Genomic DNA, 19,455 nt, shown 5'->3' with positions numbered 1-19,455 from the left:
CGAGCGAGGAGGAAAGAACGATGGTCGATCAAACAGTGCTCATCGTCGGCGTCGCCAGCTTTCAAGGATTCCATCTGGCACGTCGACTGTTACAGGAAGGGTTTGACGTCGTCGGAATCGACGATGAGGGGCGGCACAAGACGAGAATTGCCAAACAACGTCTCTACGTCCTGACGCACCCACAGTTTCAGTTGATTCGTACGACACTCGCGAACAAGACGGTCATGCGCAGCATCTTGAAGCGACATGAACCACGCCACATCATCTTGTGTTCGACCCGTACCGTCGACGACCCGCTCGAACGATACGAGTTGATGAAGCGATACATCGCGCTGCATACGACACGTGTCCCGCTCGAGTCGTTCATCACGTTCGACCTCCCGGTAAAGGAAGTGAGTGAAGAAGATCCCCCCGCCATCCACTTATTCACGGAAGACGTCTTCGGACCTTGGGATGACTCCTCGACACTCGTGTCCAAAGCGATTGTCGCCGTCGACCGCGGTGTCCGTCTTTCCGGTTATTATGCGACGGATATCATCAACGTCTCCTATATCGATGACGTCGTCGAGTCGGTCGTTCGGCTATTGCGTTTGGTTCAAACGGGACTGTCGCCCGTCGGCTACTTTCAAATTCCAGCCTCGGACTACGTGACCGTTCAAACGTTACTGTCCGATATCGGGCACATCCTCAACAAATCAGCCAAGACGTCGTTGCCGATGCGAACATCCGTGCTCCGGCAGTCGAACATTCCGACGCTCGATACCTTAGTCGGTTTCAGCCCGAGTACATCGCTATTTGAAGGGCTCGAGCAAGTCGTCGACTGGTATATCTCGTATAAAAACATGATGAAGGAGGGCATCAAATGAACATCTTATTATCAAAGCCGCATATGTCCGGACGTGAGATGGCTTATATCGAAGAGGCGTTCGCAAGCAATTGGATTGCGCCGCTCGGCCCGAACGTCAATGCGTTTGAAGCGGAAGTGGCTGCATATGCGGACCATCCTCACGCCTTGGCGACAAGTTCGGGCACGGCCGCCCTCCATTTAGCACTACTTACTATCGGTGTCGGGACAAATGACACAGTCTTCTGTCAATCGCTCACGTTCGTGGCATCGGTCAACCCGATCCGTTATGTCGGGGCGATCCCGGTCTTTATCGATTCGGAAACGACGACGTGGAACATGTCACCGGACGCGCTCCGGAAAGCGTTCGTCCAGGCGGCGACGAAAGGGAAACTTCCGAAAGCAGTCATCGTCGTGCATCTCTATGGCGTCGTCGCGAAAATAGGTGAGATTCGCCACATTTGCCGCGAGTATGGTGTCCCGTTGATTGAAGATGCGGCCGAATCACTTGGTTCGACATGGCACGGGCAGATGACGGGCACGATCGGCGACATCGGCTTCTATTCGTTCAACGGCAATAAAATCATCACGACCTCAGGCGGCGGCATGCTCATGGTGCCGAATGCGGAAACGAAACAGTTAGCGCTCAAGTTGGCCACGCAAGCCCGGGAAGACGCGCCGCATTATGAGCATGAACAAGTCGGGTACAACTATCGATTGAGCAATGTCTCGGCCGGCATTGGTCGGGGACAGCTCGAAGTGATTGAACAGCGCGTCCAAGCGAGACGTCGCGTCTTTTCCCGCTACGAGCGCATGTTCCGGCAACTTGGGACGACGTATCAACAAGAGGTCCCATATTCACGGGCCAACCGTTGGCTCACGGCCATGCAATTGGACCAAACCGAATTGCATCGTGACACGTTGATGCAGCGGCTCGCCACGGCCGGGATTGAATCGCGTCCCGTCTGGAAGCCGATGCACTTACAGCCCGTTTACCGCGATGCGGAATACGTGTCGGTCGACGGAGAAGACGTCAGTCGCCGACTCTTCGAAAACGGCATCTGTCTTCCGTCGGGATCTGATTTGACGCTCGGAGAACAACAGCAAGTCATCCAGACGGTACTCGATACTCGTACAATCGTGACCGAACAAAGTGTCTGAGGAGGACGAACGATGAACCGGGAAGCAGAGATTATCCAGTCGCTTCGAGCCGCTGCATCTCTGACTCCGACCCTCACTGTCAAACAATATCAGCTCTGGAGCCGAGACCGAGACGTCCCGACGTTCCTCGACGTTCTCAATTTTTACGGGTCATGGACCGGTGCGTTAAAAGCGGCCGGTCTCGTCGAATCCCGCAAACAGTATACCCAACAAGAACTCATCGCAGCGCTTCGGCTCGCACTTGAACAGGAAGGGAGATTGACGAGCACCCACTATCAACAGTGGGCCAAAGGTCAAGTCGCCCCTTCCCTAGGTGATATTATTTCCCACTTCGGGTCTTGGAGTCTGGCCGTGAAAACGGTCGAGCGTTTAGAAGAACTCCATTTTACCGTCCAACCAGAACGTGAAAAAGCAGAAATCGTCCAATCGTTACTCGAAGCAAGCCGGGTCGTGGTCCCATTCAACGCCGTCACGTATCAGAAATGGGCCAAACAACATAAACGACCGAGTGTCGCAAAAATATCGCGGCGGTATGGTTCTTGGAAACGGGCACTCGCCGAATTGGAGCTTCGTGAGTCGTGTGATGGAAAGAAGTGAACGTTGAACAGAAATCGCGATGAACGGAACATTTGTCAGCTCGTTAGATTTTAAATTGAACTGCGACATCTTGGAAGGAGGGAAACGCCATGGGCCGACCAATCGTGTTACTTGTCGGGGAACATCGCACATCCGCCTACGTCTATCAGGCGATTCGCAATCTAGGGGTGACCCATGTGATTCGAGAAGATGGTCCGAGCGAGCATCGACCCGAATCGCTCAACCATTGGCTGACACACGCTTATGTCCGGTCGATGGCGCCTCTCATGCGCGTATCCAGCCGGGCCCGGATTCGAGAATTGAAAGGTCGCTATCCGTTGAATGACGAGCCGATTCCGTTCCATCACATCCTGCGGGTCACTTCGTTAAACGATGCGAAGACGACGATGTGGCTCGATCGTCTCGATCCACAACTGATCGTCACCCATGAGACGGGACCGATCGACCCGAGTGTCCTCGCCCGATTCGACTGTCCGGTGCTGACGGTCAAACCGACGATCGCCGAAGGGCAGATTGAGGCATACTGGGCGTTCCGGGCCAAACCGGACGTCTGTGAGGCACGAATCGAACAGTGGACCGAGCGGGGCTGGTCCGTGGTCGACCGGGCCGTGCTCTATATCGGCGGGACGGATAATTTTGCCACGTACCCGTATTTACAGCTCACGACCGTATTGCCCCTGTTAAGACGGCAAATCGAGTTGCTGTTAAAGGAAGATGTCTATGACCGCCGAACGGCGAAATAACGGCCAAAGCGCGATGCTTTGGCCGTTTAGCTTTGGGTGATGCAATAGTGTTGGATGGCGTCGTTATAGTAGACGGCAAGTCCTGGGGCGTACTTGTCATAGAATGCGGTGAAACGCTCGTCCATGACGTACATCTGTCCGAGTCCGCTGAACATGTCGAGCGAGCAGTCATAGAACTGATTGTTGATGAAGGCGTGGTTCGCCTGGACGGCCGCTTGGACACGCGGGTCTTCGGCCAGGACACCGGCCGTGAACAAGTCGACGAGCGGTTTGACGAGATCGACTTGCTGTTGACTGAGGGCTTCCCAGTCTTCTTTCGAGCGCTTGTCGGCGCGCGCACGTGACGTCTTGTACGCCTCACTCTCGCCCCAGCGCTCCACGACCTCGGACTCGTGTTTCGCTTCGTGGGCTTTCAGTTCGTCAAACGATAGGCCGTTGAACAATGATTTGTCTTCCATTGGAATTCCTCCTCTCAGTGAGGTGAGCGTCGATTCCGTCGTCTCGGCGAGTGTCGCGAAATAGGCGGCCTTTGCGCGCAGCGCGGTCACCTGCTCCTCGAGGGCACGAGTCCGATCGAACGGTTCGGCTTCGAGCAACGTCTGAATCGTCTCGAGTGGAAAGTCGAGCGAGCGATATAGCAGAATCGTCTGCAACCGCTCGGCGTCCTGTGACGAGTAACGGCGATACCCGTTGGCGTCACGCTCGGCAACAAGCAGACCGACCGCATCATAGTGCCGTAGCGTCCGTGTGGTCGTGCCAGCGAGTGTGGCGAGCTGTTGAATCGTATACATGTCCTCACCTCCTTGGATTCAGCGTACACGTTGACGTCGCGTCAAGGTCAAGCCTCTTTTTCAAACAAAGAAAAACCATCCCGTTCGCCGATGTACCGGAAGCCGAAGCGGGGATAATAGGCGTTCAAAAAAGAGTTCGTGGCGACGCAGTCGAGGCGAATCCGGTCCGACGTTGCTGCGAGCGCATGACGCATCAGCTGTTCGCCGATTTGTTGGCCTTTCATTCGGTCGTCGACGACGAGCCGATGTAAATAGACGGCCCCCCGGGAATCGTCCCATAAATTCTCATCCCAAGCCGTCGGCGGAATCAAACTGACCGACCCGGTGATGGTTCCATTTGTTTCATATACATACACGGTCCCGTTCGTGACGTCATGAGTCACAAAATCGGTCCGGCTCGGTTCCAAATATTTCACCCATTGCGTTTTTCCGGCTGCCTGAAAAGCTTGGGCTTTCTGTAAAATTAGTTGATCGATTGCCGAAAGATCGGCCTGTGTGGCCAAACGAATCATATAAGTCGCCTCACTTTCATTTCATTTCAAATTCGTGTAGGGTACACGGTGAGTAAGCTGTTGAAACACTCTTTGTATTGATTTCGAATTTTTGTTAAGATAAACGTAGTGCATCGTGCAAACGATTGCGCTAATGCAATATAAAGACAACAGCACTGATATTAGTATATAGGATGCGCAGTGAGTTTAGGGATAAGGGAGTATCATTGAGACATGCAACTTTTACAACGTGACCAACACACACAAACGAAAACACTGAAACGAAACTGGTGGAAAGAAGCCGTCGCTTATCAAATCTACCCGCGCAGCTTCTACGATGCGAACGGCGATGGAATCGGCGACATCCAAGGCATCATCGATAAGCTCGACTATTTGAAAGACCTCGGCGTCGACGTCATCTGGATTTGTCCGATGTATAAGTCGCCGAATGATGACAACGGCTATGACATTAGCGACTATCAGGACATCATGGACGAGTTCGGATCGATGGAAGACTTCGATCGACTGTTGACGGAAGTCCATGCACGCGGCATGAAGCTGTTGCTCGACCTCGTTGTCAACCATACGTCGGACGAGCACCCATGGTTCATCGAATCGAAGAGCTCGAAAGATAACCCGAAACGTGACTGGTACATTTGGCGTGACGGCAAACCCGACGGCTCGAAACCGAACAACTGGGAGTCAATCTTTGGCGGGTCGGCCTGGGAGTTCGATGAGACGACGGAGCAATACTTCTTGCACGTCTTCTCGAAGAAACAACCGGACCTGAACTGGGAGAACGCCGAGATGCGCCAGACGATCTATAACATGATCAACTGGTGGCTCGACAAAGGCATCGACGGCTTCCGTGTCGATGCAATCAGCCACATCCGCAAACATCCATCGTTCGGCGATTTGCCGAACCCAGAAGGCCTCGACTTCGTGCCATCGTTCGAGATGCACATGAACGTCGATGGGATTCACGGTTATTTGGAAGAGCTTCGCGACGAGACGTTCAACAAGCACGACATCATGACGGTCGGGGAAGCGAACGGCGTGTCGCCTGACGACGCCCACCTTTGGGTCGGCGAGAAGGAAGGCAAGATGAACATGGTGTTCCAATTCGAACACATGGGTCTCTGGCGTGAAGACGCCGAGTCGAAGCTCGACGTCGTCCACTTGAAGAACGTCCTGACGAAATGGCAAAAAGGTCTCGAAGAAGACGGCTGGAACGCCCTCTATGTCGAGAACCACGATCAGACACGGACCGTGTCGTCATGGGGTGATGACGAGCGCTATTGGAAAGAGAGCGCGAAATCGATTGCGATGATGTATTTCCTCATGCAAGGGACGCCGTTCATCTATCAAGGCCAAGAGATCGGCATGACGAACGTGAAGTTCGACTCGATCGACCAGTACGACGATATCGCGACACGCAACCGCTATTACATCGGTCTCGAACATGGCAAGAGCCATGAGGAGATGATGGACATCACGTGGAACTCGTCACGTGATAACACGCGCACACCGATGCAGTGGAGCGATGCCCCGAACGCGGGCTTCACGTTCGCCGAGACGCCTTGGTTCGGCATCAACCCGAACTACACGGACATCAACGTCGACGCCCAGCTCGAAGACGACGACTCGATTCTCAACTTCTATAAAGAGATGATTCGTCTTCGCAAGCAAGACGAGACGTTCGTTTACGGGACGTATGACATCGTCTTGCCGGAGCACCCGGAGATTTACGCGTACACGCGCACGCTCGGTGACTCGCAATACCTCGTCATGACGAACTTGACGGGCAAAGAAGCCATCTTTGCGACGGAGCTCACGCTTCGCTCGGAAGACGTCGTCTTGCAAAACATGCCGCTCGAGCCGCATGATGATACGACACTCGTCCACTTGAAGCCGTTCGAGGGGCGCGTCTATAAAATGAGTTAATCGAAGACAGGGACATTCCCTGTCTTTTTTTTTGCGTACAGGGAAATGACGAGAGAGCACGAATTCATATATAGACAAGACGAGGAGGGGTTAGAATGAGACTGTTACTGACATCGGCCGGGATTAAAAATGACCGGATTAAACAAGCGTTACTCGAGTTGTTAGGGAAACCGATTGAGGAGTGTACCGCCCTGTGCATCCCGACCGCGATTTACGCGTTGCCGGGTGGGACGAATCACGCGTGGAACTTTTTCAACGGTGATTTCTCGACGCCGATGTGTGAGTTAGGGTGGAAGTCGGTCGGGGTCCTCGAATTGAGTGCCCTCCCAAGCCTTGATGAAACGGTGTGGAGACCGGCGTTCGACGAGGCGGATGTGTTGTTGGTCAACGGAGGCGACCCCCTGTTCTTGCATTATTGGATGCAGCAGTCCGGTGTCGCGCAGCTGTTACCGGATTGGAATGGCGTCTATGTCGGTTTGAGTGCCGGCAGCATGGTCATGACCCCGCGCATCGGGGAGGCGTTTGTCGGTTGGCAGGCACCGGGCGAGCAGGGCGATAAGACACTAGGGTATGTCGATTTCTCGATTTTCCCTCACCTCGATCATGAGATGTTGCCGGAGAACACGTCCGAGCATGCGACCGAATGGGCAGGCATGTTGGCTGGGCCGAGCTACGCCATCGATGACGAGACGGCGATTCGAGTCGTCGACGGTCGTGTAGACGTGATTTCGGAAGGGAATTGGCTGAAGTTTTAACGAAACGAACGGCCGCGGATGATCACATCCGCGGTCTTTTGCTTGAAGCGGACTTCTTGCACGCACATAATATAAAATTGATCGGGCCCGACGTGTGAAGCGCGTGCGAACCGGGAAAGAAAAAGTTACCGATTCCGGACCGTTCGCGAGATATGGTACGATGGGACAGCGGAAAGGGGAATCACCATGGCAATTGAACCGAAACGCGTACGTGTGCGCCAAAAGACGACGATCAGTGAGATCGCGGAACCGATCGAGCTGCAAGCCGAGGGGCTCTATTATGAATTGAAGACCGGCTTCATCTTGACGTTCAATCAAGAACGGGAAGACGGTGTCGTTCCGACGACAATCAAATATACGACAGGCCGGCTCGCGCTCATCTGTAAAGGACCGATCGAGATGAATCATTCCTTTATTGAAGGACGTTTGACGCAAAGCCTATATAAAAACCCATATATGTCGATGACGATGGCGACGACGACAGAGCGACTCGATGTCGCGGACGGCCGTTGCCGCTTCGTCTACGAGTTATCGATGAACGAAGACGTCGCGGGAAATTATGACGTCGACGTCACATGGACGTTTGAAGGAGGAGAGTTCGCATGAATTTTGCAGAACGCGTGAAAAAGATTGAAGAGATGTTGAACGAGGATTGGTTCGAGATGCTCGAGACGAACGAGGACGAGTATGAAGAGTGGCGTGGCCGCCTCGAGGACCATGCTGAGCAGGTCGTCGGGCACTATGACAACGAGACCGGTGTCGATATGGACTCGGTCGACAAGTTGCTCCAGTTGAACGATGAGTTCCCGCTTCTTTATGGAGAAGATACGGTCCGGCTTTACGTCGCGTTGATCGAGGCGCGGCCGGAAGACAAGTCGGTGTACGAACGCTATATCGATTATTTGGCGGCCATCGGTGACGCGACACATGAGGAATTTTTACGGTTCCACACGCTCGTCGAGGCTGGCCGTTTAGACGAGGCCCGTACGCTCGCCCCACAGATGCCAAAACGACTAGGATTAGAAGACTGACCCGCAATCGATTGCGGGTTTTTTGCTAGATGATTCTATGAAAAAGGCGACATCTCGTCACAGGAACGTCTGTTTTCAACGTGAATAGGCTTCGTTATGATGAAGAGAGACCAATCAATTAGGGGGACGTCAGATGCTACAGCTCGTCAAAACAACGATGGCGCAACAAGCGCAAGTACTCGAATTTTTAAAGGAGTGGCGGGAGCGGGAAGAGACGATCGTCCCGAACGCGGTCGACCGCGACGCGTCTGACTTTGCGTCGTACGTCAAACAGATTCGTGATAAAGAGATACGGGTGAACAACGTCAGTTGGGTGCCGAGCACGACGTATTGGCTGACGGACGGGGACGAGTTGCTTGGGGCAGCGAATATCCGCCACGAATTGAATGACAACCTCCTCAACTTTGGGGGCCACATCGGTTACGGCATCAAGCCGAGCGCACGTGGACGCGGTCTGGCAACGAAACAGCTCGAGCTCGCGCTCGAGAAAGCGAAGGAACTCGGGATTGAGCGGGCGTTGATTACGTGTGACCGGACGAACGTGGCGTCACGCCAAGTCATCTTGAATAACGGAGGAATACCGGACACACCGTTCACAGCGGAAGGCGGGAAAATCGTCGAGCGGTTTTGGATTGAACTGAAAGGATGACGTGAGATGGCGAACTGGATCGTGGTCTATTTAGCACTGATCAATTTTTGGGGAATCTATCTGTTTCCACGAGACCGGGTACCGTCTCAAAAATGGTTCTCGTTTTCGAGCGGGATCGCCATCACGTACTTTTTCATGTATCTCTTGCCGTCTTTGAATAAGCGGCAAGACACGCTCCGGGTCGAATGGCTCGACCTGGCCTTGCCGTCGGAGATTTATGTCATCAGCTTGCTCGGCTTCACCGTCTTTTATGGGACGATGCGTGTCGTTCGAACGCCACACTTCAAAGACGAGACGATTGATCAGAACGTGTCGTATTGGCTCCAAGTGACGCTGTTGACGGCATATATGTCGTTCTCGGCTTACGTCGTTACGGAATCATCCGTCACGTTCGTCGCCCGCAGCTTCTACGCGATGGCGCTCGGCGTCCACTTCCTCGCCGTCGGTCACGACTTGTGTCGCCATTACGGGGAACGCTACCTTCGGCAAGGACGTTATTTGTTGAGCGGCGGCATCCTCATCGGCGGTTTCTTCTCCCGTTTCATCGATCTCGCCTCGCACGTCGAGGCCATCTTGTTCGCATTCGTCGCCGGGGCGATGATTCTGAATATCGTCAAGTTCGAACTTCCAGCCGACCGCAACCTCCACTTCCGGACGTTCGTCCTCGCGGTCGTCGGGTATGGCGGCATCCTCTTATTCTTGAAGCATGTGCTCAATTTTTGACCCCTTCGATAAAAATGAATGACTGTTCATTCATTGTTTGATATACTGAATTCAAGATTGAATCCGTTTTCATAAGGGGGAGTTTTGGGGATGTCTACATTTTTAATCGTCAACTGGATTCTATTCTTGCTCGTCCTCGGCTATGGACTGTATTTGTTCGCCTCGCTGGTCTATCAGCGCTATACGTTCATCAAGCTCGGGAAGCAGGCAGAGTGGAGCCAAACGAATAAGGAACGGCTCGAACAGGTCATGATCAACGTGTTCGGCCAAAAGAAATTGTTAAAAGACAAGAAGAGCGGCATCATTCACGTCATGATGTTCTATGGGTTCATCCTCGTCCAGTTCGGGGCCATCGACTTCATCTGGAAAGGGCTTGCTGTCGGGACACGTTTCCCGCATATCCCGCTCGGTCCGCTCTATCCAATTTTCACGTTCATGCAAGAAATCGTCATGCTCATGATTCTTGTCGCGGTCGTTTGGGGATTCTACCGCCGTTACATCGAGAAGCTCGTGCGCTTGAAACGAAACTTCTTGGCCGGCCTCGCCCTCATCTTCATCGGTGGGCTGATGGTATCGGTCTTGTTCGGGAACGGGTTCTACCTCGTCTATAAGGAAGAACTTCCGATGTGGGGTGAACCGGTCGCGACGCTCATCGGTTCGGCGTTTGCTTGGGTACCGGGAGGGGTCGCCTTCGCCTTGTTCGTCGTCTTCTGGTGGCTTCATCTCTTGTTCTTGCTCAGCTTCATGATTTATATCCCGCAAGGCAAGCACGCCCACTTGATCGCCGGGACGCTCAACGTCTGGCTCGGACGGACGCACCAGGTCGGTCGTCTCGCTCCGGTCGATTTCTCGGCGATGGAAGAAGCCGAGGAATCGGACGAAGAAGTCGTCTTCGGGGTCAATAAAATCGAAGACTTCAACCAAAAACAACTCGTCGATTTGTATGCCTGTGTCGAGTGCGGACGCTGTACGAACGTCTGCCCGGCGACCGGGACCGGTAAGATGCTGTCGCCGATGGACCTCATCGTCAAGCTGCGCGACCATATGAACATGAAAGGGGCCGCCGTCACCCGGAAGTCACCGTGGGCACCGGCGCTCTTGTTCCAAAACACGCAAGGGGCCGAGATTGCCGCCGCGGCCCAAGACGGACATATGCTCGTCGCCGATGAGTTGATCGGCAACGTCATCACTGAAGAAGAAATTTGGGCATGTACGACGTGCCGCAACTGTGAGGACCAATGTCCGGTCATGAACGAGCACGTCGACAAGATTATCGATTTGCGCCGTTACCTCGTCATGATGGAAGGCAAGATGGATCCAGAAGCGCAGCGTACGGTCGCCAATATCGAACGTCAAGGCAACCCGTGGGGGATGAACCGGAAAGAGCGTGAGAATTGGCGCAAAGACCGGGAAGAACTTGTCATCCCGACGGCGAAAGAGAAGAAGAAGGCCGGCGAAGAGTTTGAATTCCTCTTCTGGGTCGGAGCGATGGGCTCATACGACAGCCGTAGCCAAAAAGTCGCGCAAAGCTTTGCGAGCGTCTTGAACAAGGCCGGCGTCTCGTTCGCCATCCTTGGTAACGAAGAGAAGAACTCAGGGGATACGCCACGCCGCATCGGGAACGAGCTGTTGTTCCAAGAGCTCGCCGAAGCGAACATCAAACTGTTCGAGAAGTATGGGGTCACGAAAATCGTCACGGTCGACCCGCACGCGTATAACACGTTCAAAAACGAGTATCCGGACTTTGGACTCACGGGTGTGAAAGTGTATCACCATACCGAGCTCCTCGCCGAGCTGCTCGATACGGGCCGTGTCAAACCGGACTTCTCCGTGAACGAGCGTGTCGTCTATCACGATTCATGTTATCTCGGGCGCTATAACGGTATTTACGACGCCCCGCGTTTCGTCTTGGAACGCATTCCAGGTGTTGAACTTGTCGAGGCGGAGCGGAACCGTGAGAACGGCATGTGCTGCGGCGCCGGCGGCGGTCTCATGTGGCAAGAAGAGAAAGTCGGAACGCGCGTAAACGTGGCCCGGACCGAGCAGTTGCTCGAGACGAAACCGACGGTCATTGGATCGGCGTGTCCGTACTGCTTGACGATGCTCTCGGACGGAACGAAGGCGAAAGAAGTCGATGAGACGGTCGGTACGTTCGACGTCGTTGAACTGCTCGATCGCTCACTTGCTCCAATCGAAGTACCTGAACCACTCGTTCAATAAAAAACAAGGCACGGTCCGCGGACCGTGCCTTGTTCTGTCGTCAGTGCATCTCGGAAGTGGCCAATAAGGAAGACGTCAGGTGTGATAGTCCTTGTGTCGTCTCATTGATGGCCGAAATCGTCTCGACCATTTGGCCGAGGTCTTGTTTGTTCCGTTCGAACGACAGGACGTAATTGCCCATCTCGTCTTTGACGGTCGAGAAGCCAGCTTTGACGGCACCGAGTTGACGCATTGCCTCGTCGTTCGTTCGATGCATCTGTCCCATTTGATCGAGCAGGGCGGCGATGTTCGCTTCATTCTCATGGATGAGGACGTTGATTTGACTGCTCAGCTGTTTTGCATTCTCGGCAAGCGTCCGCACTTCGGTCGCGACGACGGCGAAGCCTTTACCGTGTTCACCGGCTCGGGCCGCTTCGATTGATGCGTTCAACGCCAACAAGTTCGTCTGGTTGGCAATCTGTTCGATACTCCGAGTCATGCTGACGATTTCTTGCGAGCCGTCCTTGAGCGCGGTGATGCGATCGAGCGAGGCGTCGACGTACGTCGCTGACTGTTTGAACTCGGATTCCATCTGTTCGATTTGCTCGCCGTTCGTATGCGTCAAGCTCATCAAGTGACGGCTCATCTTCTCCGTCTGCTCGGTCTCGGACAACACTTGATGGGCTCGCTTGCTCGTCTCGGACATGGCGTGACCGGTCTGCTCCATCGTCGTCGCGACTTCCGTGCTAACGCGGCTGACATCGTTCAATAGCGTCGCTCGGGCGACGTTTGCCGATTCAATCTCATCGAGACGCGCATCGACGTACTGCTCAGTGACGATTTGGGCGTCCAAGTTCATCGCATGGGACAATGCGAGGAGCGATTCGGTCAATGTGGCCGGGTCGTGTTGGTACGTCTCGACGATTTTTGGGACGAGCAACGTGTTGAAGGCAGAATAGGTCGCGAGGAACCAGACGACCGGTACAGCATAGTGGTGATGCGTCTGGCCCATCCGTTTACGCATCGCAAGGAACTTTTCATCGATGTTTCCGGTCAACAAGCTCCGGAAATAGTCAGCGAACACTTTTTTAAGCCGCTCACGTGTCGATGAGGCGTTGGCGATTTGGACCATCTCAGGCTGCAACATCAAGTGGTCGAGGACGTTTTCAAGGACATCGTCTAACACGGATTCGACGAGCGGGGCCATGTCTTGAAGTCGCTTCACTTGCGACGTCGTATAACCCATATAATGGGTGCGCCCGTTCAAATTTTGATCGGTCGGCCGTGCGGTCTTCGCCACATCAGGGAAGCCGATCGATGCGGTGTAGGCGGTAGGTTTTGATTTACGGAACAGTGCCATGTTTCATTCTCCTTTTTCTCGTACAGCTAAAATAGCTTTCTTCTCTATATCGGCAAAAATGTGAAAAAACTGAGGAGCTGATGTGTGATTCGAGAGGTTCTCGAATGGAAGGTAGCGGGAAAGAAGGAAAGGAGAGCGATTCGATCATTTTCTAGAAATGAGGTATCTTTAATGAAAAACACAGTCGTGTTATTGACGATTGTCAGTGCCCTCAGCAGTCAAATCTTGCCTCAAATTTTATTTTTGTCCATCATGGCGGTCGAAGACGGCGTCGGGCGATTAATCCCGTTCATGATTTTTTACGTGGCGAGTATGTCGGGACTGCTTCTATGGGTGTATATCATCGGGCGGCTCGGCTCGAAACGGACGTTTTTAGTGGCGCTATCCGTCTTGGTCGCGGGCCTTGTCTGCTTCTTGTGGCCGTTCGATTGGGCGATTGAATTGAGCGCTTTTCTTGTCGGTGTCGGATCGATCGGTGTCGGGTCGATTATGACGACGATTTTGTCACAGCTGAAGGAACTGTCCACCACAGACGAGTCGACGGATCAGAAAGGGAGTTCGCTCCCGCTCGTACTCGCACTCGTTGTCTGGATCATCATTTTCTCTTATGTGCTGACTCGATCATATGACGAGGCTGTCATCCTCTTCCTCGTCAGTCTTCTCCTGCCTTGGCTGTTCGTGAGAAAGTTGCCGCTCGAGAAAACGGCGACGTGGGCATGGGCGACAGGGAAGTTCGTGCTTGCCTTCATCACCGTCACCGTGTTCACGTTGGTGAGCCGTCTCCTCAGCCTGTTGGAAGGGGCGAGCGGGTATGTGGAAATCTTTTTATTGATGATTATTTTGCTCGGCTACGTCGGGTGGGTATTGTTCCAGGAGCGGACGAGAACGTACGTCAGTGCCACCCGGACGCGCCAAGTTCAACTGCTCGCGTTCGTCGTCGGGTTGTTCGGCGGCTGGACGTTGATTGGCGCCGTATTCATCAGTCTGGCCCTATATTCGTTTCAAGTGCTCTTGTTCTATGTGTTCATGCCGTTCTTGGCGGGCGTCATCGGCTGGATATTATTGAACCGTGTGTTCGACGTGGCGCGTCATCCTTACTACGTCCTGCTCGTCACGTCGCTGCTATTCTTCCTCGGTTTCTTGGAGCCGATCGTGTTTATTCCGGTCCTGTTTGTGAGTGGGTACGTCCAGACGATGTACGCGAGTGCGGGTCACGTCTATCTATATGCATCGTATGGGGACAATAAAGAGTTCGCCTCGCTGCTCTTGCAACTATGGAAACGGTTCGGGATGGTCGTCGCTTATTCCGCGCTTATGGTTGGATTGCTCGGCTACGGTCTATATACCGGCCAGTCCGTCAATGCAGAGTTGTCCTTTAAAATCCCGCGTGGTTGGATGCTCGGGGTGCTCGGTTTGACGTGGATCTTCAACGTCGGATTGATTACGCTGTATTGGTTGCGCATCCAAAAAACCGTTGAAACTTCAAAATAATTTCCTCTAGCTTTTTCATATCGGTTTTGTTTATAATGAGGAGTGATGTTTAACTAGTGACGGAAAAGGAGTGTCCTTTAATGAATAAATCGTTGATCGATTTCGTTTACGAAATTCTTCAAAAGACTGGCGAGCAACCAGTGTCATTTGATGAGATTCGTGAGCTGATCAGACAAAACTATACGTTCGCAAGTGAAGAGGAAGAGCTCGAGAAAATCGCGCAACTCTACACGGACATGAACATCGACGGACTATTCGTCAACTTGGGAGCTAACCGTTGGGCGCTTCGTGTTTGGTATCCGTTCGATAAGTCAGACGAAGATCTCGTCATCGAAGCACGCCAACGCGGTGAGCTCGATGAGTTCGAAGAAGAGATCGATGAGACGGATGAAGGCATCGTCGACATTGAAGACGACCTTGACGTCTTTGCAAAAGGTGAAGATTTTGACGCATCTGAGTTCGATGCCGAGGATGAAGCCGAAAAAGTGGAAGGCCTTGACGAGTTCGAGGACGAAGACTTGGACGACGACCTCGACTTAGAAGACGAGGATGATTTATAAGAGACCGCAAAAAGCCGGGCATTTGTCCCGGCTAGGCGTGTCTCTTTTTCTTTTTTGACAGTTGAAAAAAAGAAAAAATAATGACTTGACGACTGCATCGTCTCTGACGTAAATTAGTCATGGGCTAGTTTAGCACGTAACGATGCAGCAAAAGTGTCCTCCATTTCAGTGGGGGCACTTTTGCTTTTTTTGTTTTTTCGTTTCCCGTTGTGGCATTTAAGAGAGGAGAATGATGATGACAAAGTATATTTTCGTAACAGGTGGGGTAGTATCTTCACTCGGTAAAGGGATCACAGCCGCTTCACTCGCACGTCTACTCAAAAACCGAGGTTTGAACGTGACGATTCAGAAGTTTGACCCGTATATCAATATCGACCCAGGAACGATGAGCCCGTACCAGCACGGAGAGGTGTTCGTCACAGATGACGGCGCTGAGACGGACCTTGACCTCGGACACTACGAGCGCTTCATCGACATCAACTTGTCGCAAAACGCCAACGTGACGTCAGGTCGCATCTACTCGACGGTCTTGAAAAAAGAGCGTCGTGGCGATTATAACGGGGGAACGGTCCAAGTCATTCCACACATCACAAACGAAATTAAAGACCGCGTCTTCCGCGCCGGTCGCGAGACGAACGCAGATGTCGTCATCACAGAGATTGGTGGAACAGTCGGGGACATCGAGTCGCTTCCGTTCATCGAGGCCATTCGTCAAGTGAAGAACGACATCGGCAAAGAGAACGTCATGTACGTCCACTGTACGCTCGTCCCTTACCTTCGCGCTGCCGGTGAGATGAAGACGAAACCGACGCAACACAGCGTCAAAGAGCTCCGTAGTTACGGGATTCAGCCGGATATCATTGTCCTCCGTACCGAGCACGACATCCCAGAAGAGATGCGTGAAAAGATCGCCTTGTTCTGTGACACGCGTAAAGAAGCGGTCATCGAGGCACAAGATGCGTCGACGCTTTACGAAGTGCCGCTCAACCTTCAAAAGCAAGGAATGGATCAACTCGTCAACGATTACTTCGGCTTCAACACGCCGGCCGCTGACATGACGGCTTGGAAAGAGCTCGTACACACGGTCACGCACCTCGAGAAGAAAGTCAAAATCGCTCTCGTCGGAAAATACGTCGAACTTCGTGACGCGTACATCTCGGTTGCAGAATCGCTCAAGCACGCCGGTTACGCCTTCAACGCCGATATCGATATCGATTGGGTCAACGCTGAAGAGGTGACGGCAGAGAATGTCGAGACGCTTCTCGGAGACGCAGACGGGATTCTCGTCCCAGGCGGATTTGGAGAACGCGGCATCGAAGGGAAAATCGAAGCGACGCGTTATGCGCGTGAGAACAACGTCCCATTCTTCGGGATTTGCCTCGGCATGCAGCTCGCGACGGTCGAGTTCGCCCGTAACGTCTTGAAGCTCGACGGTGCCCACTCGGCCGAAATCGATCCGACGACGAACTATCCGATTATCGATTTGCTTCCAGAACAAAAAGATATCGAGGACCTCGGCGGCACGCTCCGTCTCGGCCTCTATCCATGTAAGCTCGAGCCAGGCACGAAAGCGCACGCCGCTTACAACCAAGAGCTCGTCTACGAGCGCCATCGTCACCGTTACGAGTTCAACAACGAGTACCGTGAAGCGTTCGAGGCAGAAGGGTTCAAGTTCTCAGGAACGAGCCCGGACGGCCGTCTCGTCGAAATCATCGAGATTCCAGAGCACAAGTGGTTCGTCGCGTCACAGTTCCATCCAGAACTCATTTCGCGTCCAGAGCGTCCGCAACGCTTGTTCCACGATTTCATCCAAGCCTCACTCGGCGAGTGAGTGGCAGGTCACAGTCTATGACTGTGGCCTTTTTTCTCGGGCAAAAGGCTGATGCGCGCAACAGCTTCAGGTGGATACATGTTGCCCGAAATCCGGGTACACTAATAGTAGAACAGGGAGAGGGCGATGCGACATGCGAGAACGAACTATGATTTATGCAGGATACGGGGGAGCGCTCGTCACGCTCAGCCTGTTGCCGTTCGTCGTCTTGCCGACGCTATTATTGCCGTATCAACTCGGGTGGACCGGAATTGTATTGCTCGCACTGTCGATTGGTCTATTGCGGTCGATTCGCGAGGGCTCGAATACGTACTTGAAACAGATGCTCAAAGTCACGTTCACGTTATTTTTGTTGTTCGTCTTCGTATACTACGTCTCGTTTGGACTCGTCTTGTACGACTCGTACGGGCTCGAACGGTTGCTCGAACAGTATGGCGACCAGGCGATGTGGGTGTTCGCCGCCTTCAGCTTCTTGCAACCGATCGCGCTTCCGGTCCCGGAGGCGGTCAGTGTCCCGATTGGTAGTGTCGCCCTTGGGCCGCTTCGGGCGGCCTTAATCGGGAGCGTCGCGACGACGCTCGGCATCCTCGTCATGTACGGGCTCGCTCGGTTCGGGCGGGAGCGGGTGATGCGGCTTATCGACGCCGACAAGCTCGCGACGTATGACCGTTACGTCGACAAGTACGGGCTCGGTGTGTTGCTCGTCTTGTTCATCATCCCGATTTTGCCAGATGAGGTCATCTGTCTCGCGGCCGGGTTCAGCCGGGTGCCATTCCCGCGATTCGTTTTGATCGCCATCGGCGCGAAGCTCGTCACGTCGTTCGGTCTCGCCTATTCGGTCTCGCTCGGCGAACTGTTTATCACCGGTGCGAGTCCGTTCGCCGTCGTCTCGGTCACGGCGAGCCTATTGCTCGTCATCTTGGCGCTCGTCTGGCGCAAACGGAAAAAAGGGAATTCGAACTGACATCGCGAAACCGTCAAGAGCACAGTTAGAGAGGAAGACGTTATGGTTCGCGATGAAGAATTAGTGATTCGACCGATTGCGTCACGCGACTTGGATCGGTTATGGGAATTGATGTATAAGGACGAGGCGCCGGAATTCAAGAAATGGGACGCGCCGTATTTTGAACATCGGGCGCACACGTATGAGGTGTACTGTCAGAATGCGGGCGAACACGTCGGCCGTGACGACATGTGGGTCATCGAGGTCGATGGGACCGTCTACGGGACGGTTTCCTTCTATTATGAAGACACCGGACAGAATTGGCTCGAGGTCGGGATCATCCTCCATCAAGCCGACCGCTGGAATCGTGGCATCGGCACGCGGGCGCTCAAGCTGTGGGTCGGCCATCTGTTTCAGACGTTGCCGACGGTCCGGGTCGGATTGACGACGTGGTCGGGCAATGAGCGGATGATGAAAGTGGCCGAGAAAATCGGCATGCGACTCGAAGGTCGGATTCGTCAGGTGCGCGTCGTCGACGACGTGCGTTACGACTCGATTCGCATGGGTTTGTTGCGAGAAGAATGGATGACAGAAAGCGCTAAGTCTCGGTAGAGGCTTAGCGCTTTTCACGTGTGGAACAATTGGCGGTATTGGAGCGGGGTCATTTGTTTGTACGTCTTGAACGTGTTGATATAGGCCGTGCACGAGGCGAAGCGATATTTCTCACCGATGGTACAAATCGGCAAATTCGTTCCGAGCAAATCGGCGATGGACGCATCGATGCGGCGGCGCCGGATTCGTTCGGGTACACTCTCGCCGACTTCCTGTTTGAACAGGGCCGACAAATAATTGTTTGATAACCCGATTTGTTGGGCGATCCACGGGAGCGATAGTTCTGGCTCTTTCAAATGCTCTTCAATCAAATGGATGGTCGTCGTGACGTTCGGGTTCGTCGACACGGGAGGGGATAGAAACGCCATCATCTTCGTCAAATGGTCGACGATGACGGGAATGGCATAGATAAAGTCGAGTGTCGTCGTCAGTTCATCGATTAAGATGAGAAGAGCGCTCGTATAATTGAGCGCGGTCTGGACGTTTGGGTTATCGACTGGAATCAGACGGATGACGTGATAGACGAGGCCGCGGTAGTAGAAACGGACACTCATATACTCATCGGAGACCGGAAGTTTCAATAGGTCGAGCGTCAGCGTCTCGAGCAGCTGTTCGGCCCGAATCGGATGGGCGCTGCGGAGCGCACTCACAATGTGTTGATCGAGCGTATAAAAGTTATCCACATGCTGAAAATCATCGAACAAATTTTTGTCACGATGCAGATGATTCA

General features: G+C 53.4%; 20 protein-coding genes. 16 read left to right on the top strand and 4 right to left on the bottom strand.

Translation table 11 applies throughout. The annotated features are described in order from the left end of the window. Positions 1-20: 20 nt before the first annotated feature. From KNP95_RS05060 to KNP95_RS05045, 4 genes are all read left to right on the top strand, one after another. Entirely contained in the window at positions 21-866 is an 846-nt protein-coding gene (locus KNP95_RS05060) for an NAD-dependent epimerase/dehydratase family protein (RefSeq protein ID WP_021066073.1), read from the top strand. Beyond that, complete coding sequence (locus KNP95_RS05055; RefSeq protein WP_021066074.1) at positions 863-2,005, top strand: DegT/DnrJ/EryC1/StrS family aminotransferase; 1,143 nt, start codon at positions 863-865, stop codon at positions 2,003-2,005. Before KNP95_RS05060 ends, KNP95_RS05055 begins: the two co-directional genes overlap by 4 nt. Before the next feature lie 12 nt (positions 2,006-2,017). Beyond that, positions 2,018-2,602 (top strand): hypothetical protein, encoded by a 585-nt coding sequence (locus tag KNP95_RS05050; protein ID WP_021066075.1) that lies wholly within the window; start codon positions 2,018-2,020, stop codon positions 2,600-2,602. An 89-nt stretch (positions 2,603-2,691) separates the two neighbouring features. Then, complete coding sequence (locus KNP95_RS05045) at positions 2,692-3,345, top strand: hypothetical protein (RefSeq protein ID WP_214835825.1); 654 nt, start codon at positions 2,692-2,694, stop codon at positions 3,343-3,345. A 26-nt stretch (positions 3,346-3,371) separates the two neighbouring features. Here the strand turns inward: KNP95_RS05045 and KNP95_RS05040 are convergent, their stop codons facing one another. Together KNP95_RS05040 and KNP95_RS05035 are read right to left on the bottom strand one after the other, a co-directional pair. Then, complete coding sequence (locus KNP95_RS05040) at positions 3,372-4,136, bottom strand: MerR family transcriptional regulator (RefSeq protein WP_214835822.1); 765 nt, start codon at positions 4,134-4,136, stop codon at positions 3,372-3,374. Between the two features lie 47 nt (positions 4,137-4,183). Continuing rightward, positions 4,184-4,648: a GNAT family N-acetyltransferase gene (locus KNP95_RS05035; RefSeq protein WP_029594645.1), complete on the bottom strand. Its 465-nt coding sequence runs from the start codon at positions 4,646-4,648 to the stop codon at positions 4,184-4,186. Between the two features lie 213 nt (positions 4,649-4,861). On the opposite strand from KNP95_RS05035, the gene KNP95_RS05030 reads away from it, so the two are divergent. From KNP95_RS05030 to KNP95_RS05000, 7 genes are all read left to right on the top strand, one after another. Continuing rightward, positions 4,862-6,571 (top strand): glycoside hydrolase family 13 protein, encoded by a 1,710-nt coding sequence (locus KNP95_RS05030; RefSeq protein WP_021066079.1) that lies wholly within the window; start codon positions 4,862-4,864, stop codon positions 6,569-6,571. 95 nt (positions 6,572-6,666) lie between these two features. After that, positions 6,667-7,326, top strand: a complete 660-nt coding sequence (locus KNP95_RS05025; protein WP_021066080.1) for a Type 1 glutamine amidotransferase-like domain-containing protein — start codon at positions 6,667-6,669, stop codon at positions 7,324-7,326. 186 nt (positions 7,327-7,512) lie between these two features. Next, the gene (locus tag KNP95_RS05020; RefSeq protein ID WP_214835819.1) at positions 7,513-7,932 is read left to right on the top strand and encodes a YwiB family protein; all 420 of its coding nucleotides are present in this window, start codon (positions 7,513-7,515) and stop codon (positions 7,930-7,932) included. Continuing rightward, a complete protein-coding gene (locus KNP95_RS05015) occupies positions 7,929-8,357 on the top strand; it encodes a hypothetical protein (protein WP_021066082.1) in 429 nt (142 codons plus the stop codon). The genes KNP95_RS05020 and KNP95_RS05015 overlap by 4 nt, the downstream gene beginning before the upstream one ends. 133 nt (positions 8,358-8,490) lie before the next feature. Then, positions 8,491-9,006 carry a GNAT family N-acetyltransferase gene (locus KNP95_RS05010; protein WP_029594648.1) on the top strand — a complete coding sequence of 172 codons (516 nt, stop codon included), beginning with the start codon at positions 8,491-8,493 and terminating at the stop codon, positions 9,004-9,006. Positions 9,007-9,012: 6 nt separating this feature from the next. After that, entirely contained in the window at positions 9,013-9,729 is a 717-nt protein-coding gene (locus tag KNP95_RS05005; protein WP_214835816.1) for a hypothetical protein, read from the top strand. Between the two features lie 90 nt (positions 9,730-9,819). After that, positions 9,820-11,949, top strand: a complete 2,130-nt coding sequence (locus KNP95_RS05000) for a (Fe-S)-binding protein (protein ID WP_214835814.1) — start codon at positions 9,820-9,822, stop codon at positions 11,947-11,949. Positions 11,950-11,989: 40 nt separating this feature from the next. Here the strand turns inward: KNP95_RS05000 and KNP95_RS04995 are convergent, their stop codons facing one another. Beyond that, the gene (locus tag KNP95_RS04995; protein ID WP_214835811.1) at positions 11,990-13,288 is read right to left on the bottom strand and encodes a methyl-accepting chemotaxis protein; all 1,299 of its coding nucleotides are present in this window, start codon (positions 13,286-13,288) and stop codon (positions 11,990-11,992) included. 171 nt (positions 13,289-13,459) lie between these two features. Here KNP95_RS04995 and KNP95_RS04990 point away from each other — a divergent pair, with 171 nt between their 5' ends. From KNP95_RS04990 to KNP95_RS04970, 5 genes are all read left to right on the top strand, one after another. Next, entirely contained in the window at positions 13,460-14,779 is a 1,320-nt protein-coding gene (locus KNP95_RS04990) for a hypothetical protein (RefSeq protein ID WP_214835808.1), read from the top strand. Between the two features lie 80 nt (positions 14,780-14,859). Further along, positions 14,860-15,339, top strand: coding sequence for a DNA-directed RNA polymerase subunit delta (gene rpoE / locus KNP95_RS04985; protein WP_021066088.1), 480 nt, complete (start codon positions 14,860-14,862; stop codon positions 15,337-15,339). Positions 15,340-15,574: 235 nt separating this feature from the next. Then, positions 15,575-17,170, top strand: coding sequence for a CTP synthase (locus tag KNP95_RS04980; RefSeq protein ID WP_021066089.1), 1,596 nt, complete (start codon positions 15,575-15,577; stop codon positions 17,168-17,170). 133 nt (positions 17,171-17,303) lie between these two features. Next, positions 17,304-18,134, top strand: a complete 831-nt coding sequence (locus KNP95_RS04975) for a TVP38/TMEM64 family protein (protein WP_029594653.1) — start codon at positions 17,304-17,306, stop codon at positions 18,132-18,134. 42 nt (positions 18,135-18,176) lie between these two features. Further along, a complete protein-coding gene (locus tag KNP95_RS04970) occupies positions 18,177-18,725 on the top strand; it encodes a GNAT family N-acetyltransferase (RefSeq protein WP_214835805.1) in 549 nt (182 codons plus the stop codon). A gap of 14 nt (positions 18,726-18,739) precedes the next feature. On the opposite strand, the gene KNP95_RS16200 is transcribed toward KNP95_RS04970, so the two are convergent. Beyond that, positions 18,740-19,408, bottom strand: coding sequence for a helix-turn-helix transcriptional regulator (locus KNP95_RS16200; RefSeq protein WP_214802312.1), 669 nt, complete (start codon positions 19,406-19,408; stop codon positions 18,740-18,742). Positions 19,409-19,455 lie beyond the last annotated feature (47 nt).

Origin of the sequence: Exiguobacterium sp. s36 (genome assembly GCF_018618345.1) — a bacterium.
GTDB lineage: Bacteria > Bacillota > Bacilli > Exiguobacteriales > Exiguobacteriaceae > Exiguobacterium > Exiguobacterium chiriqhucha.
The sequence above is the reverse complement of the archived record's forward strand: the minus strand, read 5'-3'. Positions and strand labels throughout refer to the sequence as shown.